Annotated in this window: 22 protein-coding genes (1 of these 22 cut by a window edge); 16 read left to right on the top strand and 6 right to left on the bottom strand. The window is 60.7% G+C overall.

The features are described from left to right. Positions 1 to 22: 22 nt before the first annotated feature. The 14 genes from PH603_RS13530 to PH603_RS13465 all read left to right on the top strand — a co-directional run bounded on the left by PH603_RS13530 (position 23) and on the right by PH603_RS13465 (position 16,554). Entirely contained in the window at positions 23 to 1,822 is a 1,800-nt protein-coding gene (locus PH603_RS13530; protein ID WP_289503068.1) for an acetolactate synthase 3 large subunit, read from the top strand. 37 nt (positions 1,823 to 1,859) lie between these two features. Then, complete coding sequence (gene ilvN, locus PH603_RS13525) at positions 1,860 to 2,372, top strand: acetolactate synthase small subunit (protein ID WP_289503067.1); 513 nt, start codon at positions 1,860 to 1,862, stop codon at positions 2,370 to 2,372. Between the two features lie 43 nt (positions 2,373 to 2,415). Then, the gene (gene ilvC / locus PH603_RS13520; protein ID WP_289503066.1) at positions 2,416 to 3,435 is read left to right on the top strand and encodes a ketol-acid reductoisomerase; all 1,020 of its coding nucleotides are present in this window, start codon (positions 2,416 to 2,418) and stop codon (positions 3,433 to 3,435) included. Between the two features lie 242 nt (positions 3,436 to 3,677). Further along, positions 3,678 to 4,274 carry a hypothetical protein gene (locus PH603_RS13515; RefSeq protein ID WP_289503065.1) on the top strand — a complete coding sequence of 199 codons (597 nt, stop codon included), beginning with the start codon at positions 3,678 to 3,680 and terminating at the stop codon, positions 4,272 to 4,274. Positions 4,275 to 4,753: 479 nt separating this feature from the next. Then, entirely contained in the window at positions 4,754 to 6,307 is a 1,554-nt protein-coding gene (locus PH603_RS13510; RefSeq protein ID WP_289503064.1) for a 2-isopropylmalate synthase, read from the top strand. 222 nt (positions 6,308 to 6,529) lie between these two features. Further along, positions 6,530 to 7,126: a porin family protein gene (locus tag PH603_RS13505; protein WP_289503063.1), complete on the top strand. Its 597-nt coding sequence runs from the start codon at positions 6,530 to 6,532 to the stop codon at positions 7,124 to 7,126. 328 nt (positions 7,127 to 7,454) lie between these two features. Then, entirely contained in the window at positions 7,455 to 8,063 is a 609-nt protein-coding gene (locus tag PH603_RS13500; RefSeq protein WP_289503062.1) for an outer membrane protein, read from the top strand. Between the two features lie 255 nt (positions 8,064 to 8,318). Next, positions 8,319 to 9,353 carry a rod shape-determining protein gene (locus PH603_RS13495; RefSeq protein WP_289503061.1) on the top strand — a complete coding sequence of 345 codons (1,035 nt, stop codon included), beginning with the start codon at positions 8,319 to 8,321 and terminating at the stop codon, positions 9,351 to 9,353. A 148-nt stretch (positions 9,354 to 9,501) separates the two neighbouring features. Then, on the top strand, positions 9,502 to 10,326 hold the full coding sequence (gene mreC / locus PH603_RS13490) for a rod shape-determining protein MreC (RefSeq protein WP_289503060.1): 825 nt from the start codon (positions 9,502 to 9,504) through the stop codon (positions 10,324 to 10,326). Next, positions 10,323 to 10,829, top strand: a complete 507-nt coding sequence (locus tag PH603_RS13485; RefSeq protein ID WP_289503059.1) for a hypothetical protein — start codon at positions 10,323 to 10,325, stop codon at positions 10,827 to 10,829. Before mreC ends, PH603_RS13485 begins: the two co-directional genes overlap by 4 nt. Before the next feature lie 33 nt (positions 10,830 to 10,862). After that, the gene (gene mrdA, locus PH603_RS13480) at positions 10,863 to 12,710 is read left to right on the top strand and encodes a penicillin-binding protein 2 (protein ID WP_289503058.1); all 1,848 of its coding nucleotides are present in this window, start codon (positions 10,863 to 10,865) and stop codon (positions 12,708 to 12,710) included. Then, the gene (gene rodA, locus PH603_RS13475) at positions 12,707 to 13,864 is read left to right on the top strand and encodes a rod shape-determining protein RodA (protein WP_289503057.1); all 1,158 of its coding nucleotides are present in this window, start codon (positions 12,707 to 12,709) and stop codon (positions 13,862 to 13,864) included. Before mrdA ends, rodA begins: the two co-directional genes overlap by 4 nt. Then, the gene (locus PH603_RS13470; protein ID WP_289503056.1) at positions 13,864 to 14,331 is read left to right on the top strand and encodes a transcriptional repressor; all 468 of its coding nucleotides are present in this window, start codon (positions 13,864 to 13,866) and stop codon (positions 14,329 to 14,331) included. Before rodA ends, PH603_RS13470 begins: the two co-directional genes overlap by 1 nt. Before the next feature lie 39 nt (positions 14,332 to 14,370). Beyond that, positions 14,371 to 16,554: a tetratricopeptide repeat protein gene (locus PH603_RS13465; protein WP_289503055.1), complete on the top strand. Its 2,184-nt coding sequence runs from the start codon at positions 14,371 to 14,373 to the stop codon at positions 16,552 to 16,554. Positions 16,555 to 16,568: 14 nt separating this feature from the next. Here the strand turns inward: PH603_RS13465 and msrA are convergent, their stop codons facing one another. Further along, positions 16,569 to 17,039, bottom strand: a complete 471-nt coding sequence (gene msrA, locus PH603_RS13460) for a peptide-methionine (S)-S-oxide reductase MsrA (protein ID WP_289503054.1) — start codon at positions 17,037 to 17,039, stop codon at positions 16,569 to 16,571. A 105-nt stretch (positions 17,040 to 17,144) separates the two neighbouring features. Here msrA and PH603_RS13455 point away from each other — a divergent pair, with 105 nt between their 5' ends. After that, on the top strand, positions 17,145 to 17,516 hold the full coding sequence (locus PH603_RS13455) for a hypothetical protein (RefSeq protein WP_289503053.1): 372 nt from the start codon (positions 17,145 to 17,147) through the stop codon (positions 17,514 to 17,516). A 6-nt stretch (positions 17,517 to 17,522) separates the two neighbouring features. On the opposite strand, the gene PH603_RS13450 is transcribed toward PH603_RS13455, so the two are convergent. The 3 genes from PH603_RS13450 to PH603_RS13440 form a co-directional block, all read right to left on the bottom strand. Then, positions 17,523 to 17,900 carry an acyl-CoA thioesterase gene (locus PH603_RS13450; RefSeq protein WP_289503052.1) on the bottom strand — a complete coding sequence of 126 codons (378 nt, stop codon included), beginning with the start codon at positions 17,898 to 17,900 and terminating at the stop codon, positions 17,523 to 17,525. 67 nt (positions 17,901 to 17,967) lie between these two features. Then, on the bottom strand, positions 17,968 to 19,104 hold the full coding sequence (locus tag PH603_RS13445; RefSeq protein WP_289503051.1) for a mechanosensitive ion channel family protein: 1,137 nt from the start codon (positions 19,102 to 19,104) through the stop codon (positions 17,968 to 17,970). Continuing rightward, positions 19,101 to 19,403, bottom strand: coding sequence for a hypothetical protein (locus PH603_RS13440; RefSeq protein ID WP_289503050.1), 303 nt, complete (start codon positions 19,401 to 19,403; stop codon positions 19,101 to 19,103). Before PH603_RS13440 ends, PH603_RS13445 begins: the two co-directional genes overlap by 4 nt. A 159-nt stretch (positions 19,404 to 19,562) precedes the next feature. Between PH603_RS13440 and PH603_RS13435 the strand changes: the two genes are divergently transcribed. Continuing rightward, positions 19,563 to 19,991 (top strand): CBS domain-containing protein, encoded by a 429-nt coding sequence (locus PH603_RS13435; RefSeq protein ID WP_289503049.1) that lies wholly within the window; start codon positions 19,563 to 19,565, stop codon positions 19,989 to 19,991. A gap of 151 nt (positions 19,992 to 20,142) precedes the next feature. Here the strand turns inward: PH603_RS13435 and PH603_RS13430 are convergent, their stop codons facing one another. Further along, positions 20,143 to 20,469: a hypothetical protein gene (locus PH603_RS13430; RefSeq protein WP_289503048.1), complete on the bottom strand. Its 327-nt coding sequence runs from the start codon at positions 20,467 to 20,469 to the stop codon at positions 20,143 to 20,145. A gap of 28 nt (positions 20,470 to 20,497) precedes the next feature. After that, positions 20,498 to 21,289, bottom strand: the 3' portion of a protein-coding gene (locus PH603_RS13425; RefSeq protein ID WP_289503047.1) for a patatin-like phospholipase family protein. The gene runs 273 nt beyond the window's last position; 792 of the gene's 1,065 nt are visible here — the last part of the coding sequence; its start codon lies off the right edge, out of view — the gene reads right to left on this strand; its stop codon occupies positions 20,498 to 20,500.

The raw sequence follows: 21,289 nt of genomic DNA, 5'->3' as shown, positions 1-21,289 counted from the left end.
TGTTGAACGAGCGGACAGAAAAATGACGACCACGACCGACACCCAGATCCACCCCGCGGCGGCTGAAACCGCCGAAATGCTCTCCGGCGCCCAGATGATCATGCGGGCCCTTCGTGAGCTAGGGGTCGAGGTCATTTTCGGGTATCCGGGCGGCGCCGTCCTGCCGATCTATGACGAGATTTTCAAGCAGAACAGCATCCGTCACATTCTGGTGCGGCACGAGCAGGCCGCCGTTCACGCAGCGGAAGGCTATGCCCGTTCGACCGGCAAGCCCGGCGTTGTTCTGGTAACCTCAGGCCCCGGCGCCACGAACGCTGTAACCGGCCTCACGGACGCACTTCTCGATTCCATTCCGGTCGTCTGCCTCACGGGGCAGGTTGCCCGCCACCTGATCGGCAACGATGCCTTCCAGGAAGCCGATACCGTAGGCATCACGCGCCCCTGCACCAAGCATAACTATCTGGTGAAGGATCCGGCGCTGATCCCGGATATCATCTATGAAGCCTTTTATGTGGCGACAAACGGTCGCCCCGGCCCCGTTGTGATCGACCTGCCGAAAGACGTGCAGATCGAAAAGGCGCCCTACAAGCTTTCGGGCCAGAAGGCGCACCGCACATACCGGCCACAGGTTGACGGCGACGAGGAGAAAATCCTCAATGCCATCCGCCTGTTGGCGAAAGCCGAGCGACCGATCATCTATTCGGGCGGTGGCGTCATCAACGCAGGCCCCGAGGCATCCGAACTGCTGGTTGCCTTCGCCCGCGAGACCGGCATTCCGGTAACCTCGACCCTGATGGGCCTGGGTGCCTTCCCGGCCTCCGATAAGCAATTCCTTGGCATGCTTGGCATGCACGGCACGTGGGAAGCCAACCACGCGATGCATGACTGCGACGTCATGCTGGCGGTTGGCGCGCGCTTCGATGACCGGGTAACCGGCCGCACCGACGCTTTCTCGCCGGGCTCGAAGAAAATCCAGATCGATATCGACCTGTCGTCCATCAACAAGAATATCACCGTCGATGTCGGGATCGTTGGCGATGCGGCGAGCGTGTTGAAGCGCATGGTGACCCTGTGGCGTGATCTGAAAGCCAAGGACCATCAACCTTCGCTCGATGCCTGGTGGAAGCAGATCGCCCATTGGCGCGCCAAGAAGTGCCTGTCCTATACCGACAGCACCGATGTGATCATGCCGCAGAAGGCGATCGAACGCCTGCAGGCGCTGACCGCCGATCGCAATCCGGTGATCTCGACCGAAGTGGGCCAGCACCAGATGTGGGCGGCGCAGTTCCTTGGCTTCGACCGGCCGAACTGCTGGCTGACCTCGGGTGGCCTCGGCACCATGGGTTACGGCCTGCCGGCTGCCATCGGCGCGCAGGTTGCCTTCCCGGATCGCCTGTGCATCGATGTGGCGGGGGAAGCCTCGATCCAGATGAATATTCAGGAAATGTCGACCGCCAACCAGTACAAGCTGCCGGTCAAGGTCTTCATCCTGAACAACGAATTCATGGGCATGGTGCGCCAGTGGCAGGACCTGACCTACGATGGCCGCCGTTCGGAAAGCTATTCCGATGCGCTGCCGGACTTCGTGAAGCTCGCCGAGGCTTATGGCTGGAAGGGCATTCGCGTGTCCGACCCCAAAGACCTTGATGCGGCGATCCTTGAGATGATCAACCACGATGGTCCGGTAATGGTGGATTGCCTTGTCTCGAAGATCGAGAATTGCTTCCCCATGGTGCCGGCGGGTGCGGCGCATAACGAAATGCTGCTCTCCGGCGATGTCGTGGTGCAGCCTTCATCGGACGAAGCCCGTGCTGTTGTTTAATCCCTCAGAACCCCCTCAAAGAAAGGCGGAAAGCACCATGCAAGAGCAGGGAACCATTGCGCGTCATACCATCAGTGTGATCGTGGACAACGAAGCGGGCGTGCTTGCCCGCGTGATCGGCCTGTTTTCGGGCCGTGGCTATAACATTGAAAGCCTGACTGTGGCTTCCGTGGACGCCGAAGCCAAGCGCTCGCGCATCACGGTTGTCACCACCGGCACCCGTATGGTGATCGAGCAGATCAAGGCACAGCTTGACCGGCTGGTGCCCGTTCACAAGGTTGCCGACCTGACGGTTGACGGCAAATTCGTCTCGCGCGAGCTGGCGCTCGTGAAAGTGCGGGGCGAGGGCGAGAAGCGCGTTGAAGCGCTGCGGCTTGCCGATGCCTTCCGTGCCAACACGGTGGACAGCACCAGAACCAGTTTCGTGTTCGAGCTTACGGGCTCGGCCGACAAGATCGACGCCTTTGTCGAGCTTATGAGCGAACTTGGCCTTGTCGAGGTTGCGCGGACCGGGGCGGCTGCCCTGTCGCGCGGCACCGACGGCCTCTGATAACAACCGAATATTTCCCCCAGAACTCGAGGAATACTGAAGAATGCGCGTTTATTTCGATAGTGATGCCGACATCAACCTGATCAAGGACAAGACCATCGCGATTGTCGGTTACGGCAGCCAGGGCCATGCCCACGCGCTGAACCTGCGCGACAGCGGCATCAAGAATGTGATCGTTGCCCTGCGCCCCGGTTCGGCCAGCGCCAAGAAAGCCGAAGCTGCCGGCTTCACCGTGAAATCGGTGGCCGATGCCGCCAAGGAATCGGACATGATGATGGTTCTGGCGCCCGATGAGCATCAGGCTGCTATCTACCGCAACGATATCCACGCGAACCTCAAAAAAGGCGCGGCGCTGATGTTCGCCCACGGCCTGAACATCCATTTTGGCCTCATCGAGCCGCGCGCTGACCTTGATATCATCATGGTTGCCCCCAAGGGCCCCGGCCACACCGTGCGCAACCAGTACCAGCAGGGCCGCGGTGTGCCGTCGCTCATCGCCGTTCATCAGGATGTCAGCGGCAAGGCGCATGACCTTTGCCTCGCCTACGCATCGGCTAACGGTGGCGGCCGCGCCGGCATCATCGAAACGAACTTCCGCGAAGAGTGCGAAACCGACCTCTTCGGCGAGCAGGCCGTGCTTTGCGGCGGTATCTCGGAACTGATCAAGGCCGGCTTCGAAACGCTGGTGGAAGCCGGCTACGCGCCTGAAATGGCCTATTTCGAGTGCCTGCACGAAACCAAGCTGATCGTGGACCTGATCTACGAAGGCGGCATCGCCAACATGCGCTACTCGATCTCGAACACCGCCGAATACGGCGACTATTCGACCGGCCCGCGCATCATCACCGCCGAAACGAAGGCCGAGATGAAGCGCGTTCTGGACGACATCCAGAAAGGCAAGTTCGTGAAGGACTTCATGCTGGATAACGCTGCCGGCAACCCGGTCCTGAAAGCGCACCGCGGCCTTGCCGCCCGTCATCCGATCGAGGAAGTGGGCTCGAAGCTCCGCTCGCTGATGCCCTGGATGAAGGAAGGCAAGCTCGTGGACCGCGAGCGCAACTGACACTTCTGCGTGACGCGCCCCTCAAACGCCGGGCGGGCCTGTTGCGCCTTCCGTTTCGACCCCGTCGAACCCGGAAGACACCGAGATCCTTAGACGCTGCCATAGCACAGTGTCACGGACTGGGGTGGGGCCGATGGCTCCACCCCGTTTTCTTTTGGGCTCCGCCTGCCATTAAATGATTGCCTCGCCAAAAACACTATTATAGGTAGTGAATATTCTCGATTTTGGCAGGAATTGTGACAATGAAACTATTTAAAATTGTATGCGTCGGCGCTTCAGTACTTGCTGTGGCAGGCTGCGCTTCCACCACCCGTGGGGCTTACGAAGCGCTGGTGCTGGAGAGCCGGCCCGGTAAAGCGGAGGTCGCCTTTTCCAACGGACGGGTTTGTACCACACCCTGTAGTATCGAGATGTGGCGGAAACACGGGGTTGTGGCCAGCATCAGCCGCCCCGGCTACCAGACAATGAATGTCACCATCTCTGCAGGCATGGATGTTGACGGTGGGGTGGCCCTGTTCGCAGGCAACCTTGCCATCTGCTGTGGCCTCGTTGGCGTTATTGTGGACATTGCCACGGGTTCAAATCAGAGTTTGTCCCCCAATCCTGTCATTCTTGAGCTCACACCGCTTGCTGCCGATGAGGCCCGTGTAGAACCTGTAGTGAAGCCGGGCGAAAGCTTTAGTTTTGAACCCTTTGTCAAAGAAGGGGTAAGGGCGCCGCTGACACAGCGCGAGCAGCAGGCTGCCCTGATGACCGTGACAATGCATCTGCCGGAAAACAATGACGTTCCCGATGACGATCGGGTTTGCAGCCGTACGGCATGTATGGATCAGGATTGATCCGATCAGAAAATCTTTCCGGAATGTTCGCAGGGCTTAAGTTTTTAGCAAGGAAGTTGCGCTAATTTGGGCTTTGCGAACATCTTTCGATCTGCTAATCCTGATGTTCTGTGCTGGATTTCGATCCAAGCTAGCATGAAGATGCAAAGGCCCGGGGCCAGTGCCCCAGAACGCGAACGAAGGAAGACCATTGGTTCACCAGCGGAAAAAGGCAAAGGCGATCGCCATTTCCCGCACGATGCAGGCGGCAACGCAGGCTCGTATTGCGACCATGACTCTTCCGCTTCTACTTATCGCGCTTATTCTCGCCGGGGCCGGGCGACTTATTGGCCCTTGAGCATTGCAGGCGAAGGCGCGGTAGTCGCGCCCGATGCTTAAGGGACCATCGCCATACAGGAACGGACCGCTGACCCCGGAAAGGGTGTCAATCGGTGCCGTTTCATTCGTTCATATGCATTCATGTAAGCGGGATGAAACCCATGTCAGGTAACGACGCAAACCGTATCCGAATTTTCGACACCACCTTGCGAGATGGTGAACAATCCCCCGGCGCCTCGATGACGCTGGAGGAAAAGATCCGCATCGCCGAAGTTCTTGAGGCGATGAAGGTGGATATCATCGAGGCAGGCTTTGCCATTGCGTCGAACGGCGATTTTGAAGCTGTCTCGAAGATCGCGGCGCAAATCAAAAACTCCACTGTCTGTTCGCTGGCGCGTGCCGCAACAGCCGATATCGACCGTGCTGCCGAAGCGCTCAAAAGTGCCAAAAGCAGCCGTATTCACACCTTTATCGCGACGAGCCCCCTTCATATGCGCGTCAAACTGCAGATGGAACCTTCCGCAGTGCTCGAAGCCATCCATCGGTCTGTGAGCCATGCCCGCAGCCGGATGGGTGATGTGGAATGGTCGGCGGAGGATGCCACGCGTTCGGAGATCGATTTCCTGTGTCGGGCAGTCGAGACGGCGATCAAGGCCGGTGCCAGCACGATCAACCTGCCGGACACGGTTGGGTACGCTACGCCTGCAGAGTATGAGCGCTTGGTACGCACGGTAATAGAACGCGTGCCGAATAGCGACAAGGCGATCTTCTCGACACACTGCCACAATGACCTCGGCCTCGCGGTCGCCAACAGCCTCGCCGGTGTTGCGGGCGGAGCGCGCCAGATCGAATGCACCATCAATGGTATTGGCGAGCGCGCGGGCAATGCGGCGATGGAAGAGATCGTCATGGCGCTGCGCACCCGTCACGACGTGATGCCGTGGCACACTAATATCGAGACGACCGAGATCATGCGGATCAGCCGCCTGGTTTCCACCGTCACCGGCTTTGCGGTGCAGAACAACAAGGCCATCGTCGGCGCCAACGCCTTCGCGCATGAAAGCGGCATCCACCAGGACGGCGTGCTGAAGAATGCCGAAACCTACGAAATCATGACCCCGGAATCGGTGGGCCTCAACAAATCCTCGCTCGTCATGGGCAAGCATTCGGGACGCCATGCCTTCGCCGACAAGCTCCGCGAGCTCGGCTACGAGCTCGGCGACAATGCCTTCCAGGAATGTTTCCGCCGCTTCAAGGAACTCGGCGACCGCAAGAAGCAGATCTATGACGAGGATATCGTCGCGCTTGTGGACGACGAAGTGGCAACGAGCGAAAACCGCATTCAGGTGGTCAGCCTGTCGACCCATTCGTCCTCGAACGGTCGCGCTGTATCCGACATGACCCTGCGGGTGGACGGCGAGGAAGTCTCGGTCGTCACCTATGGCTCCGGCCCCGTGGACGCTGCCTTCAACGCCATCAAGCAGATCATCGGCTTCGATCCGCACCTGCAGCTTTTCCAGGTGCATGCGGTGACGCAAGGCACCGATGCGCAGGCCGAATGTACGGTCCGGCTTGAAGAAGGCGGTCGCACCGTGAACGGGCAGGGCGCCCATGAGGATACGGTCACAGCGGCAGCGCGCGCCTATGTGTCGGCGGTCAACAAGCTGACGCTGAAGCGCCAGAAGACGGCCCCCCAGCCGATGGTTGCCAGCTGATCGTCAACGGGATCAAGATTTTAAAAAAGGGCTCCGCATCGTCGGAGCCCTTTTCTTTTGGGCAGGTCGCCGCATAACGGTCACATTCCGGCACGTTTTCTCCACTTCGTCGCCGCATTAGCAGCCCAGGCTTTCTATCGGTTCAGCCCGTTTGAACGACAGCAGAACGGGCCATGTGCCGGTGCATCCATAGTCTGAAAACAGAATGAAGGAGGCAAAACGATGCTCAGCAAAACAATCCTTTTGGCGCCGATGATGGCGATGGTGTCCGTGCCTGTGCTTGCGCAGGAAAAGCCGTTCGACGGCCTGTATCTGGGCGGCGAAATCGGACGGTCTGACTTTGATCTCGACCTTGAGCCCGGCGATCAGGCAGTAGCTTTTGATGATAGCGGCATGATTTATGGCGGTGTCATAGGGGCACGGTCGCAGTTCGATTCCGGACTGGTGCTTGGTGTCGAAGGCCGCATCGCCGAACCCGATTTCAATCTCAGCCTGACCGAGGGCGCTGACGTCATCTCCCTTGAGCCGCGCATGCAATATGGTGTCGATGGTGTCGTCGGCTTCGTGCCGGGCGCCATGCCGAATACGCTGTTTTTCGGTAAGGCAGGCTATATGCGTGCCCGGTCGCGCATGACATTCCCGGGAGGTGAAACCGAAACGGATGGCACCGATGCCTTCCGCTGGGGTGGTGGTATCGAACAATCCCTGTCGCAGAATATAAGCCTCAGGGCGCAGGCCGTGCGCAGTAACTACGATACGGTCGATAACATCGATTTGAAGGACTGGCAGGTAACGGCAGGTCTTCTGTTCAAGTTCTGATCACGCCCCGAAACTGTTTCGCCGCCGCCTCGCCATGTGCCGGGCGGCGGCATTGATTCTGGCACAGAGACCGGCACGTTCTGGGGTAAGGCCAGCGAAAGTCCTGTTTTTATATCAGTCGTTTATGGAGATGGTTTCACATTTGTGACGACACATTCTTTTGCCGCGCGTCCGCCACATCTCAGCCACAATCGGAGCCGATTTCTCGCTCCCGACGCCTCACCGGTCAGTCACTTTAATGTGGATTGCCTCCGGTCGCGGCGTCGCTAGTAGATACACGGCCCGGTCCCCAAGCCGGGCGCGTAACTGTACAGAAAAAGGTGGCATTATGATGCTCAATAAAACGATCCTTTCGCTTTCGATGCTGGCAGTGGTTGCTGCCCCGGCCATGGCAGCCGACGAGAAGCCGTTCGACGGTTTCTACGTGGGCGGTGAAATCGGTTATTCCGACTTCAGCCTTGATATCGATGCCGGCGACGCGGAAGTTTCCTTCGACGACAGCGGTCTTGTTTATGGTGGCTTCGCCGGTTGGCGGAAGCAATTCAACTCCGGCCTCGTGCTCGGCCTTGAAGGTCGTATCTCGAAGCCCGACTTCGACCTGACCCTCACGGACGGCGACGATACGGCGACCCTGAGCTCCAAAGAACAATATGGTATCGATGGCGTTGTCGGCTATGTGCCGGCAGCCCTGCCGAACACCCTGTTCTACGGTAAGGCAGGCTACACCCGCGCGCGGGCCCGCGCTGTGCTGACCGGTTCGGTCAACAGCTCGGAAACCGATAGCGGCGATGCGTTCCGCTGGGGTGGTGGCGTTGAACAGGCGCTGACCCAGAATATCAGCCTGCGTGCCCAGGCCATCCGCACCAATTACGAGTCGGTTGACGGCGCTGACCTCAACGACTGGCAGATGACCGGCGGCCTGATCTTCAAATTCTGATATTGAAGTCAGACCTCTATCCGGCCGCCGCTTCGCAATCCTGCGAGGCGGCGGTCTTCGTTTGGGCCGCTTTCTGTTTCAATCCGGGGCAGCAGCGGCCCTTGCCCCGAATAAAACATATTCCGGCGCCAAAAGACGCGTCACAGCCCTTGTATCGCGGCGGCTTCTGTCCCATAACCGGCTTTCAGGACTCGCCTGATTCACGTGGAGGGCGAGGTGCCGCGCGGGCGGCAGGGTTATGAATAAGGGGCCACTATGCTATCCAAGCTTCTCGGCATGTTCTCGTCGGATATGGCAATCGATCTCGGCACGGCGAACACGCTTGTCTATGTCAAGGGACGGGGCATCGTCCTCAACGAACCTTCGGTCGTGGCAATCAAGAGCGAAGGCGGGCGGGACAGGGTCCTTGCCGTTGGCGATGAAGCGAAGCTGATGCTGGGCCGTACCCCTTCGGGCATTCAGGCCATCCGGCCGCTGCGCGATGGCGTGATTGCCGATTTCCATGTCGCCGAACAGATGATCAAGCACTTCATCCAGAAAGTGCATAATCGCTCGTTCGCCAGCCCCCAGATTGTTGTCTGTGTGCCTTCGGGTTCGACCGCGGTTGAGCGCAAGGCCATTCAGGAATCGGCCGAGCAGGCAGGTGCCCGCAAGGTCTATCTGATCGAGGAACCCATGGCCGCCGCAATCGGCGCCGGTCTCCCCGTTACCGAGCCGCAGGGTTCGATGGTTGTCGATATCGGCGGCGGCACCACCGAGGTGGCTGTCCTCTCGCTTTCCGGCATCGTGTACGCCACCAGCGTTCGCGTGGGCGGCGACAAGATGGACGAAGCCATCATCGGCTACACCCGTCGCAACCATAACCTCCTGATCGGCGAGGCCACGGCCGAGAAGATCAAGAAAGAAATCGGTACCGCGCTGATCCCCGAGGATGGCGTCGGCCAGACCATGATGATCCGCGGTCGCGACCTGATGAACGGCGTGCCGAAGGAAATGGAAATCAATCAGGCCCAGATCGCCGAAGCCCTGTCGGAACCCGTTTCCGCCATCGTGGAAGGCGTGAAAGTGGCGCTTGAACAAACGGCCCCCGAGCTTGCGGCCGATATCGTTGACCGCGGCATCGTGATGACCGGCGGCGGCGCGCTCCTGAAAGATCTGGATACGGTGATCCGCCGTGCGACAGGCCTGCCGGTTTCTGTGGCTGACGAAGCGCTCACCTGCGTGGCGCTTGGCACCGGCCGCGCGCTGGAGGATGAATTCCTCCGCCAGGTCCTGACCGAAAGCTACTGATCCCCGGACCGCCTTTCAGAAAGATGCGGACGAAGGAGGCTGACCGCTGAATACCCGCATACTTTTCCCAGGCGAACGACGCTCTGCGCCTGCTGCGGCCACCCCGACGGTTCGGGCCGGTCGCGGGCGCTGGCCTTTCTATATCTATATGGGACTGTCGGTTTCGCTTCTGGTGCTTGATGCCTCGGGGCTTGGTATCCCCGTGCGTATCCGGGCAATGGCGTCCGATATCGTGGCGCCGCTTCTCGATATCCTTGAACGCCCGATCCGGGGCACGCAGGCAGGGCTCGAACGGCTCGCCGGCGTTTCGGATATCTATCTCGAGAACGAGAAGCTTCGGAAAGAAAACGAGATGATGCGTGAGTGGCGCGATGCCGCCCTCAAGCTCACCCGTGAAAACGATGAGCTGCGCGATCTTCTGGACGCCCCAGGCCGAACGGTGCCGACAGTTGCCACCGGCAGGGTGATCGGCGTGGGTGGCGGCGCGTTCGAACGGAACGTGGTCCTGAACGTAGGCACCGGCGACGGCGTGGCGCTTAACCTTCCGGTCGTCGATGCCACGGGCGTGGTGGGCCGTACCATTCAGGTGGGCCGTCTTTCAAGCCGCGTATTGCTGGTGACGGATATCAACAGCCGCATCCCCGTGCGCCTTGAGGATAGCGGGGCGCTCGCCATCATCGAAGGGCAGAACAGCCGCGAGCTCAGGCTCAATTACGTGCCGATGGGCACCGAGATAAAGGTGGGCTCGCGCGTGCTGACCTCCGGTCACGGTGGCATCTTCCCGCCTGACCTGCCGATCGGCCGGATTGTGGAAGTACGTGAGGACGCCGTGATTGTGGAGCCCGAAAGCCTTCTCGACCGGCTCGATTTCGTGAAAGTGCTGGCCTATGTGCCGCTGACACCGGAAACCGAGCCCGAGCCGCTGGTGCCGCTGGAAAAAGCACCGGCAACTGAGCCGGAGGCGACCGAGTGACGATCCGCCGCCCCACGCTTGCACGGTTTGGTCTTTCCGGCTATCTGCCGGTTATCATCACCTTCATCTGCGCTTTCATGATGCTGCTGCCGCTTGGTACCAGTGCCGCCAATGTGACGATCCCGCATCTGGCGCTGGCTTCGGCCTTTTACTGGCTGTCGTCCCGGCCACTCCTGATGCCATATGGCGCCTGTGCCCTGATCGGCTTCTTCCTCGATCTCTGGCTTGATGTGCCGATGGGGCTGAATGTGGGGCTTCTGGTGCTGACACGATTTTTCGTGCTGAACCAGCTGAAGCATTACAAAGGGCGCAGCCGTATCGTATATTGGGCCGTGTTCACCGGCCTTTCCTTTGCGCTTTATGCCATTGCCTGGGCCGTGACCTCGATCGTCAGGGGTGATCTTTGGCCGCTTGTGCCGATCCTGACCCAATGGGCGGTCACCGCCGTCTCGTTCGGACCGCTGGCCCTAGTGTTTGGCCGGATACGCCGGTCCGTGATGTAGGATGCCATGGCACGCGAAGGATTAAGGTATCAGTTGTTCAGCCGCCGCGCCTTCATGATCGCGGGGGCCCAGTTTCTGGGGTTCGCGGCCCTTGGCGCGCGGCTCTATTATCTGGGCGTGGTGCAGGGCGATGAATACCGGGTGCGAGCCGACAAGAACCGTGTTTCGCTGCGCCTGATCCCGCCGGTGCGGGGCCGCATTCTGGATGCGCGCGGGCGCGATCTGGCCACCAACCGTCAGGACTTCCGTGTTTTTCTGGTGCCCGAACAGGCCGGCAATGTAGCGCTGACGCTGGACCGGCTTGGCCGTATCGTCCAGCTTGATGACCGCGACACCGCGCGGCTGATGCGCCAGATCAAGCGCCAGCGGCGCTTCTTGCCGGTGACGGTGGCCCAAGGCCTCAATTGGGAAACCTTCTCACGCGTCAATGTCTCGATCCCTGAGCTGCCGGGCGTGGTGCCGGACTCCGGCATGTCGCGCGCCTATCCGGCGGGCCCGAGTGTGGCACACCTTGTGGGCTATCTTTCAACGGCGGGTGAGGACGAGATTGGCGACAATCCGCTTTACCAGCTGCCGGGCTTCAAGATTGGCCGTCAGGGGCTGGAGCGCCAGTATGAAGGTCGCCTCCGCGGCACCGCCGGTACGCGCCGGGTGGAGGTAAACTCGGTCGGTCGTGAAATCCGCGAGCTGCCGGGGCGGCAGGAAGCCACGCCGGGCGAGGATATCCATCTCTCCATCGATTTGGAGCTGCAGAATCTGGCAGCCGAAGTGATGGGCGAGCATTCGGCGGGCGCCGTTGTGATTGATGTCCGCACGGGCGAAATTGTCACGCTGGCCTCCAGCCCGAGCTTTGATCCCAACGATTTCGCGCTGGGTATCAGCCAGGCCAACTGGTCGGCGCTGATGAACGACCAGCGCAAGCCGCTTTTGAACAAATGCCTCACGGGCCAGTATCCGCCGGGCTCCACCTTCAAGTCGGTGGTGGCGCTCGCCGCCCTTGAAGCGGGCGTGATCACCGAAGAGACCGAGTTTTTCTGCAACGGCAAGCATCCGCTTGGCGACCATGTGTTCCACTGCCACCTGCGGCGCGGCCATGGGCGCGTGAATGTGAGCCAGGCGCTTTCCAAAAGCTGTGACGTTTTCTTCTATAACATCGCCCACAAGCTCGATATCGACAAGATCGCCGAAATGGCACGGCACTTCGGGCTGGGCCATACGCTTGATATCGGGCTCGAGGGCGAGAAACCGGGCCTTGTGCCGGACCGTGCATGGAAGCGCGCGGTGCTGGGCCAGCGCTGGAACCTTGGCGAAACGCTGAACGTTTCAATCGGGCAGGGCGCCATGCTCACCACGCCCTTGCAGCTCGCCGTGATGACGGCGCGGCTGGCGTCGGGTCGGCTGGTTGAGCCAACCCTTGAGCAGCGCGCTTATGGTGGGGACTTCATGTTCGGCAATCTGCCTGTGAAGCCCGAGAACCTTGCGATTGTCCGTCGCGGCCTCGAGATGGTGACCGAAGTGGGCGGCACCGCACACGATTACTCCCGCGGCAAGGGCAAGGCGAAGCTCGCGGGCAAAACGGGTACGGCGCAGGTGCGCCGCATCACCCGCGCTGAACGCGTGACGGGCGTGATCAAAAACGAGGACCTGCCGTGGGAAATGCGCGACCATGCGCTTTATATTGCCTACGGCCCCGTGGAAGCGCCGACCTATGCGGCGGGCATTCTGGTGGAGCATGGCTCGAGCGGTTCGAAAGTCGCCGCCCCCATCGCCCGCGCCCTGATCGACCGCGCTATCGAGCTTGAAAACGGCACCGTGCCGCGCGAGGGCGAGGAAGTGGCTTCCGTGCCTGCGATGCTTCGCCCGCAAGGGGAAGTGTCATGAGGGGCGCTTCCCGCATGTTCGGCCCGAGCCGGGTGAACAAGTCCCTGTGGCAGCGGTTGCGGGGGCTTTCATGGAGCATGGTGCTCGTCAATCTGGCTATCGCCTGCATCGGCTTTGCGATCCTTTATTCGGTGGCGGGCGGCAGCCTTGACCCGTGGGCTTCGACCCAGATGAAGCGTTTCGGCATCCTTTTCATAGCGATGATCGTGATTGCGGTTGTCGATATCCGGGTATGGATGGCGCTTTCCTATCCCGCCTGGTTCACCTGCCTCATCATGCTGCTGGCGGTGGAGATCGCGGGTGCAGTCGGCATGGGCGGGCAGCGCTGGCTCGATATCGGGCCGATGCGGGTGCAGCCGTCCGAACTGATGAAAATCGCCGTCGTGATGGCACTTGCCCGTTATTTCCACGGGCGGGACTTTTACCAGAGCCGGCGGCTGACCAGCCTGATCATCCCGGCGATGCTGATCCTGATCCCGGCGGCGCTTGTGGTGATCCAGCCGGACCTTGGCACCGGCATTACGATTGTGGGCGGCGGGGTGGCGATCCTTTTCCTAGCCGGGCTGCCGGCATGGATATTCTGGTCTGCCGGGATTGCAGTGGCGGCTGCCGTGCCCATCGGCTGGCAGTTCCTGCATGACTATCAGAAGAACCGGGTTCTGACTTTCCTTAACCCGGAATCCGACCCGCTCGGGGCCGGCTACCAGATTACCCAGTCGAAAATCGCACTTGGCTCAGGGGGGCTCACTGGCAAGGGCTTCCTTGAAGGCACGCAAAGCCAGCTGAATTTCCTGCCCGAGATGAAAACAGACTTCATCTATACGGTGCTCGCTGAAGAGTTTGGCCTTATCGGCGGGCTGATCCTTCTCAGCCTTTATATGGTGGTGCTGACCTATGGTCTCCTCACCGGTATCGGCAGCCGCAGCCAGTATGGGCGGCTGCTGGCGGTGGGACTTTCCTGCACGCTTTATTTCTATGTGCTTATCAACGTCGGCATGGTGATGGGCCTCCTGCCAGTGGTGGGGGTGCCCTTGCCGATGGTCTCTTACGGCGGATCGGCGATGATGACCTGGCTGATTGCCTACGGCCTGATCCTTTCCGCCGCCTTGCACCGGCATGTCAATCTGGCGCCCAAGGGCAGCGGGCTCGCCTGATGGGCAAGGCTGTGGCACACGATCACCGCGCCTGTATCGGCACGGCCCTCGCGGAAGCCGAACGGCTGTGTGCGGCGCGTGGCAAACGCTTCACCGAACTGCGTCGGCAGGTCCTCCGGCTGGTGTGGCAGGGCCACCGGGCCGTGAAGGCCTATGACCTGCTTGAGATGCTGCCGCCCGAGGCAGGCTCGCCGAAGCCCACAACCGTTTACCGCGCGCTCGATTTCCTGATGAAGGAAGGCTTCGTCCACAAGATCGAATCGCTCAATGCCTTCATCGGCTGCCCGCACCCCGGCGACAGGCACGTCAGCCAGTTCTTGATCTGCGATGCCTGCGGCAATGTGGCGGAAGTGACATCCCCCGATCTCGACACGGCAATCATGGCGGCGGCTGGCCCTGCCGCCTTCTCGATCCGCCGCCAGACGGTCGAGCTGCATGGTCTTTGCGCGGCCTGCCGTCAGAATTGACTCGTGTTTTGCGCAGGGCGGGGATAAACGGCAAACCCTATGGCAGACCTGATCGACATCAAGCAGGCTGTCCGCGAATTCCTTGACCTTGGCAGGCGCCAGGCGGGCGCGGGGCAGATCGAAGAAGCGGAACGCACCTTGCGCGCCGTGATCGCGCTCGACCGCAAGTCGCCCGAGGCATGGCATATGCTGGGTGAGGTTCTGTCTGCCTTGCCGGGCCGCCGGGGCGAAGCCGCCGAAGCCTTCTCCGAGGCCATGAAGCTGGAGCCGACCAATCAGGGCGCGCGCGAAAGCCGGGCTGCCCTCGGGTTCCGCCCCACGGTGCAGCCGACCCGCGACCGGCCCGAACGCAATCTGGTGCTGCCGCAGCTCGCAGGGGAAGACGGCAAGGAAGCCCTGATCGCCGCCGCCCGCGCCGCTGAAACGAACGGCGACTTTCTGGCAGCCCAAGGCCACTGGGAGCGCGTGATCGCGATTGACCCGAGCGATACCTGGGCATGGACCCAGCACGCCCATAATCTGAGCGTCAACCTGCAGGACTTTGAAGGTGCTGAAGCGGCCTACCGCCGCGCAGTGGATGAAGACCCGTTCGACGACTGGGCATGGGGCAAGCTCGGCATCATGCTCGCCGATTTTCTGGGGCGCGTGGAAGAAGGCCAGTCGCTCTTGCGGCATGCGATCAGCCTTGACGCGAGCGAACCCTATTATCACGGCTGGCTCGGCTGGACGCTCTACCGCCAGAGCGAAGACCTTGCCGCGTCCGAAGCCTCGCTGATCGAGGCCGTGCGTATCTGGCCGGACTATCAATGGGCCTGGTTCCATCTTGGCTATGTGCGTTACCTGATGAGTGACAAGGCGAGCGAAGCCGAAGAAGCCTTCCTGAAGGCGCTGGAGCTGGAGCCCGCCGACGTACCCGCCCTGTTCAATCTGGCCTCGCTTTACGAGGAGCAGATGGCGAAGCCGCGCCGGGCGCTGCAGTATTTCCAGAAGGTTCTGACCGTGGAGGCCGGCGATCCGGCCACGCTCCGCCGCATGGCGATGCTGTGGCAGGGGCCGCTGGGCGACCCGAAGAAAGCTGAAGCCGCCTACCGCGAAGTGCTGGTGGAAGTGCCGGACGATTATGACGTGCTCACCCGGCTTGGCTGGCTCCTGTGGGAACATATGGACAAGGCGGACGAGGGCATCAAGCTTCTGGAAGAGGCGGCCCGTGTGGCGCCGGATAACGCGTGGGTGCTGACCCATGTGGCGCAGGCATGGCATATGGCCAAGGGCGATTCTGCCCGTGCGGTCGACTGGGTGGCGGAAGCCCTGAAGGTTGATCCGGCGTTCGACTGGGCCAATGCCTATATGGGGCTGATTCTTGCCGAGAATACGGAAACGCGGGCGGCAGCCGAGGTTTGCTTCAAGCGGGCGGTGACGATCAGTCCGGACTATTCATGGGCGTGGCACCAGCTGGCGCGTTACTATCTGGGCGAAGACGCAACCGCGCATCTGGCGTGGGAGCCGCTGTCCAAAGTGCTCGAATTCGCGCCCAATCATGTGAGCGCGCTTTACGATATCGTCTGGCTTGGCCTTTATCACCTGCACCGCGCCGATATCGTGGCGGACGAGGCAGCCCGCCTGATCGAGCTTGATGAGGAAAGCGGCTACGCGCTTTCGATGGCCGGTCGCGTGCTGCGCCTGACGGGCGGCGACGAGGGCGATATTGAAACGCTGCTGCGCCGTGCTGTATCAGTGGCGCCGGATGATCATTTCGCGTGGCATGAGCTTGGCGAGTTTCTGCTGTATGATGTCGCGGACCTTGAAGCGGCGGAAGAAACCCTTCTGCGCGCTCAGCAACTGGACGCCAGCTGCAAGAGCATCGATCTCGACCTCGGCCTTATCCGGCTGGTGCAGGGCCGCACGCGGGCAGCGCGGGAACATTTTGAACGCGCGCTCGAAATCGATCCCGACAATGGCACCGCGTGGGGCGCTTATGCCCGTTTCCTGTATCTGACGGACGCCGACCGGGGGCTGGTGGAGCAGGCGTTTGACCGCGCCCTGCAACTGGAGCCCGACTTTTTCGAAGGCTGGGCGCTTTATGCGGGCTATCTCGCCGCCCTTGAAGGCCACGAGAAGGAAGCCGAAGAAGCGCTGGACCGCGCCCGCACACTGGCGCCCGCCACGCTCGACCTCCATAAATGGATCGAGCGGCACGTCAGGCCGCTCGTTCTCGATCTCTGAATTTTCAGACTGCCTCAGATGTGGCAGTGGCTGAGGCCGCGCTTCGCCAGATATTCCTGGTGATAGTCTTCGGCCGCCCAGAATGTCTGGGCTTTCGTCACTTCGGTCACGACCGGTTTCTTGAAACGGCCTGAAGCGGCAAGGGCTGCCTTCTTCTCTTCGCCCGTCACGCGCTGCGCTTCGTCATGATAGAAGATCGCCGAGCGATACTGGGTGCCTTCGTCCGGCCCCTGACGGTTCAGTTCGGTCGGGTTGTGATTGTCGAAGAAGATATCGACAAGCTCGCCGTAACTGACGAGGTCGGGATCGAATTCCACCTGCACGACTTCGGCATGGCCGGTCTTGTCGGTGCAGACTTCTTCATAGGTCGGCTTCTCGGTGGAGCCGCCCATATAGCCGACTTCGGTGTCGCTGACGCCGTGGGTGGTGCGGAACAATTCTTCCACGCCCCAGAAACAACCGGCGCCAAATGTTGCAATTGCCATCTTTTTGTCCTCTTCTCTGAACAGGATGCGTGCCCATATATGGTGGAGCCCCGGCAGCTTGTCGAGAGGCGCTGTATCACGGTTGAGAGAGAAGGACCGGCTGCGATGAAAGTGATGACCCTTGGAACTGCCCTGCGTTCGTTCGCTTTTGCGGGTCTGGTGGCGGCCGGTGCGTCGGCAATGGCCGCACCCATCCCCGACGATCTTCTCGCCGTCGATCAGCAGCGCTGCATGAAAGGCTGTGTGCCGGGCTACGGCGAAGCAACCTGCAAGCCGCTGTGCGATTGCACAGTCCGCGAGTTCAAAAACCGGCTGGATATGGACAAGTATCTGAGCTTGTCGGTCGAGCTCAGCAAGAATGAAGTGAGCGACAACAATCGCACGCTTCTTGATGATATCGCCAAGATGTGCGCGGCCGAGATCGAACAGGCCAATATCCCGGTGGGTGAGCCGCAGGCCGAAACCCCGCAGCCCTGACCAGCCTCAGGGCTGGTTAACCGGGCGCGGCTGGCCTTTGTCGTCCACCGCCACAAAGATATAGTGGCCGGAGGTTACGAGAATCGTCTCGCCGCCATCGGTGCCGCGGTCGGCGGTTACTTCCAGAAACACATTGATCGAGGTCCGTCCTACTTTTTCGATGCGGGTGTGGATATTGACCACATCGCCGAGCTCGATGGGACGGTGGAACTTCATGCCTTCGACGGCGACGGTGGCAACGCGCCCGCCGGCGCGGCGCGCGGCGACGATACCGCCGGCGATATCCATCTGCGAAAGAACCCAGCCCCCGAAAATGTTGCCGTTGATATTCAGATCGGCGGTGCGGGGCGCGGTGCGCAGGGTCAGCTGCATCGTGTCGGTCATCGGAACAAGCCTCATTTGCGGGAGATTGATGGTTTTTCCTAGCCCACCGCTCGCCTGTTGGCAAATGTCAGAGTGAAGCCTTGGTGCTGTCGCCCGGATCGCCCGGCAGCGATTCGATATAAAGCGACTGGCTCGGGAAGGCGAAGCTCGCGCCGTTTTCCTCGACGATTTCCTTGATCTTCAACAGCAGCTCTTCCTTCACCTCCAGCCACTCCAGCCAGTCGGTGGTGCGGGTGAAGCAATAGAGGAAGAGGTCAATGGAACTTGCCGAGAACTGGTCGATCCGCACAAAGGTCGATGTCTCGACGGGCTTCACGAATTCGTCGTTGGTTTCGATATAGTGGGCGATGGCATCGCGGATGGCGCGGAGCTGTGCGGCGGAGGTGTCGTAGGTTAGGCCGATGTTCCAGCGAATACGGCGATAGGTCATGCGACTGAAGTTCGTCAGCGCGCTATCGGCCAGCTTGGTATTCGGCACATAAACGGGTGCCTTGTCGAATCGCCGGACCATCGTGGTGCGGAAGCCGACCGATTCGACCGTGCCTTCCACCACGCCGTCCACCAGGATCCAGTCACCGGTATGCAGGCGCCGCTCGCCGATCACGAAAAGCCCGGCGATCAGGTTCTTGAACAGGTCTTGCGCGCCCAGTGCCACGGCTACACCAAAGAGGCCAAGGCCGGCGATCAGCGGGCCGACCTCGATCCCCCAGATTTCAAGGATGGCGGCAGCGCCGATCAGCACGAAGGCGATCCGCAGCGCTTTTGCCACCCATTCGATCATTTCGGACGTCAGGAAATTGGCACCCTTCTGCATCAGGTCGCCAAGCGGTTTGGCGAGGCTATAGAGAATCCAGAAAAGGGTGAAGACCACGAGGGTGCGGTTGACGAGCCCGGCAAGCTCCAGCCCGTCTCCTTCAAATTCGAAAATGCTGAGGGCGAAAAAGATGCCCATCACGACCGGGATGAAACGAATCGGCGGCTTCAGCGCATCGACAATGGCGTCATCGACTTCATTCGTCGTCTTTTCCGCCCAGCGGTGCATGCGCGACAGGACGAACCGGGTGAAAAGGCCGCGGAAAGCCATGAACAGAAGGAAGACACCAAGAGCCGTGAGGATGGTGCCGACATCGTATCCGAACGCGCCCTGATTCCAGACTTCGACCACAAGGGCCCAGAAATCGGACAGCGTTTCGAACTTGTTCATCGGTTTTCATCCCCCTGGTTCGTAAAATCGCGGCGGGAATCGGTGCCTGCCGCATCGTCGCCCGTGAGGTCGTATTTATGGGACGCCTCATCGTGGCCATGACGCGCACTATAGAAAAGAAGCGCCATCAGGCCAAACCCGATCAGGCAGGAAAAGAAGATGCCGAGGCCGGCAGCAATATAGCCGTGCATGCTGAGGCCTGCGCCCCCCTGCAGCGACGAGACCACATCGAATGACCACGCGCCGGCAGCGGCGAGAATCGCAGTCAGAATGACAACAAGGGCGACTTTTGCGAGCATGATTCCTGGCTCCTTTCATGTCTCGGGGCGCTAGCCCGCCCCCCTGATGCCACACGAATCGCCGCTTTGCATGCCTTGATCCTTTGCCGCGACGAAAAGTCACGGCATAATGACGAGCGGGGAGTATGGCCCGCAAGGGCGCGCAATCGGGAGGTTTGTATGAACGTCAAACAGATTCTCGGCTCCAAGGGCTCCGAAGTTGTCTTCGTGGCGCCGGGCTGCAAAGTGTCCGAAGTTTCCAAGGTTTTCGGTGAAAGACGAATAGGGGCGGTCCCTGTGATGGACAAGGGCCGGCTTGTCGGCATCGTGTCGGAGCGGGACGTGGTGCGGGGCCTGGCTATCCGCGGTGCTGCCGTCCTCGATGATGCGGTTGATACATTGATGACCCGGTCGGTCGCCACCTGCACGGGCGAAGCCACGCTTAACGAACTGATGGAAATGATGACCGAGCGCCGCATCCGCCACGTGCCTGTGGTGGAAGACGGCAAGCTGATCGGTATCGTGTCGGTCGGCGACGTCGTGAAGGAACGCCTGCAAGAAACCCAGCAGGAAGCCGACGCACTGAAGGAATATATCGCGACGGCGTGACGATACCCGCCACCCCGTCATGCCGGGCTTGACCCGGCATCCAGCGGCACGATTGGAAAGGCTGGACCCCGGATCAAGTCCGGGGTGACGATTGGTGGAAGGTTCGGTTGTTCATCCAGCGAAGCGTGATCGTCTGGGCGCGATTTGGCGGCTAGGCGCGGCTGTCATCGAGGTCAAGGCTCGTCAACAGCTCTTCGTAGAACTTCCGTGCTGACCTGCCAATGCGCCAGTCGCTGTTGTGCTTGTTCCAAAGCCGCTTCAGTTCGCCATCCGAGAGAGGCGAGCTAATCAGAGTCTCTAGCTGAGCTCTAATTGTCGTTCGTTGACCAATTGGTAGAGTTCTCCAAAGCTTCTGCAGGTTAGCTTCAAAGGCTACTCCTCCAACATCAAAGTCCTGATGGAAATGCTGGCAAAATTCGACCCACGTTTTGGGGTCCTTCAAGGTTTGAGCCAGCAGCGGATCAATATCAGAAACCATATCAGGCTCTATCGTTGCCTGCTGCCTGTCAGGCGTTCAGGCGGTGATTGATGATGGCATGCACGTCCCGGATATGGGCGAGCTGCGCATCGAAGGCCCGCACGCCTTCTTCTATAAGCTCGTCCGCGCGGTGAAACTCCAAGAGGCCAACGTGGCCGACAAGCGGCGCAATGGTCACTTCCGGCGGGTCGCCGGCAAGGCGCGAGCGGCTCAGCCGGTTCTGCATCACATTCAGGCTCGCCACCATATTGGTGAACAGCGAAGGTGCGTCGTCCTTGCGGCTGAAGAGCTTCTGGAAAACATCGCTGCCAAGCTTGCGGCCCACTACGCTGGGGCTCGCCATGATATCGGCAAAGACGCCGAAGTCGCCGTCATCACCTTCCGCATCGCGCACCTCAAGCGCCCCCGCACTCGTGGCGCGGCGGCGGCCGTAAAGGTCTTCAGCCAGATTGACGGCAATCACCATGTCGCAGCCGGCGGCGCGGCACACCGAAACGGGGCAGGGATTCACAAGCGCCCCGTCCACCAGCCAGCGGCCATTGATCTTCACGGGCTCGAACACGCCGGGCAGCGCGAAGCTCGCCTGGATCGAATCAGAGATGCGCCCTTCGGTCAGCCACATTTCCTGCCCGGACTTCAGTTCGCAGGCAACGGCGGTGAAGGGCAGCTTCAGCGCGGAGAAATCAAGATCGCCGAAATTCTCCACCATCAGCTTGTTGAGCCGCGTGCCGCCAAACAGCCCGCCGCGGCCGATCTTCAGGTCAAGGAACCGGAAGAAATTCTGGGATTTCAGGCTGCGGGCCCAGTCTTCAAGCGAATC

It is taken from the genome of Gimibacter soli (assembly GCF_028463845.1).
Lineage (GTDB): Bacteria > Pseudomonadota > Alphaproteobacteria > Sphingomonadales > Kordiimonadaceae > Gimibacter > Gimibacter soli.
Note: the sequence above shows the minus strand (reverse complement) of the source record. Positions and strands in the feature narration are given on the sequence as shown.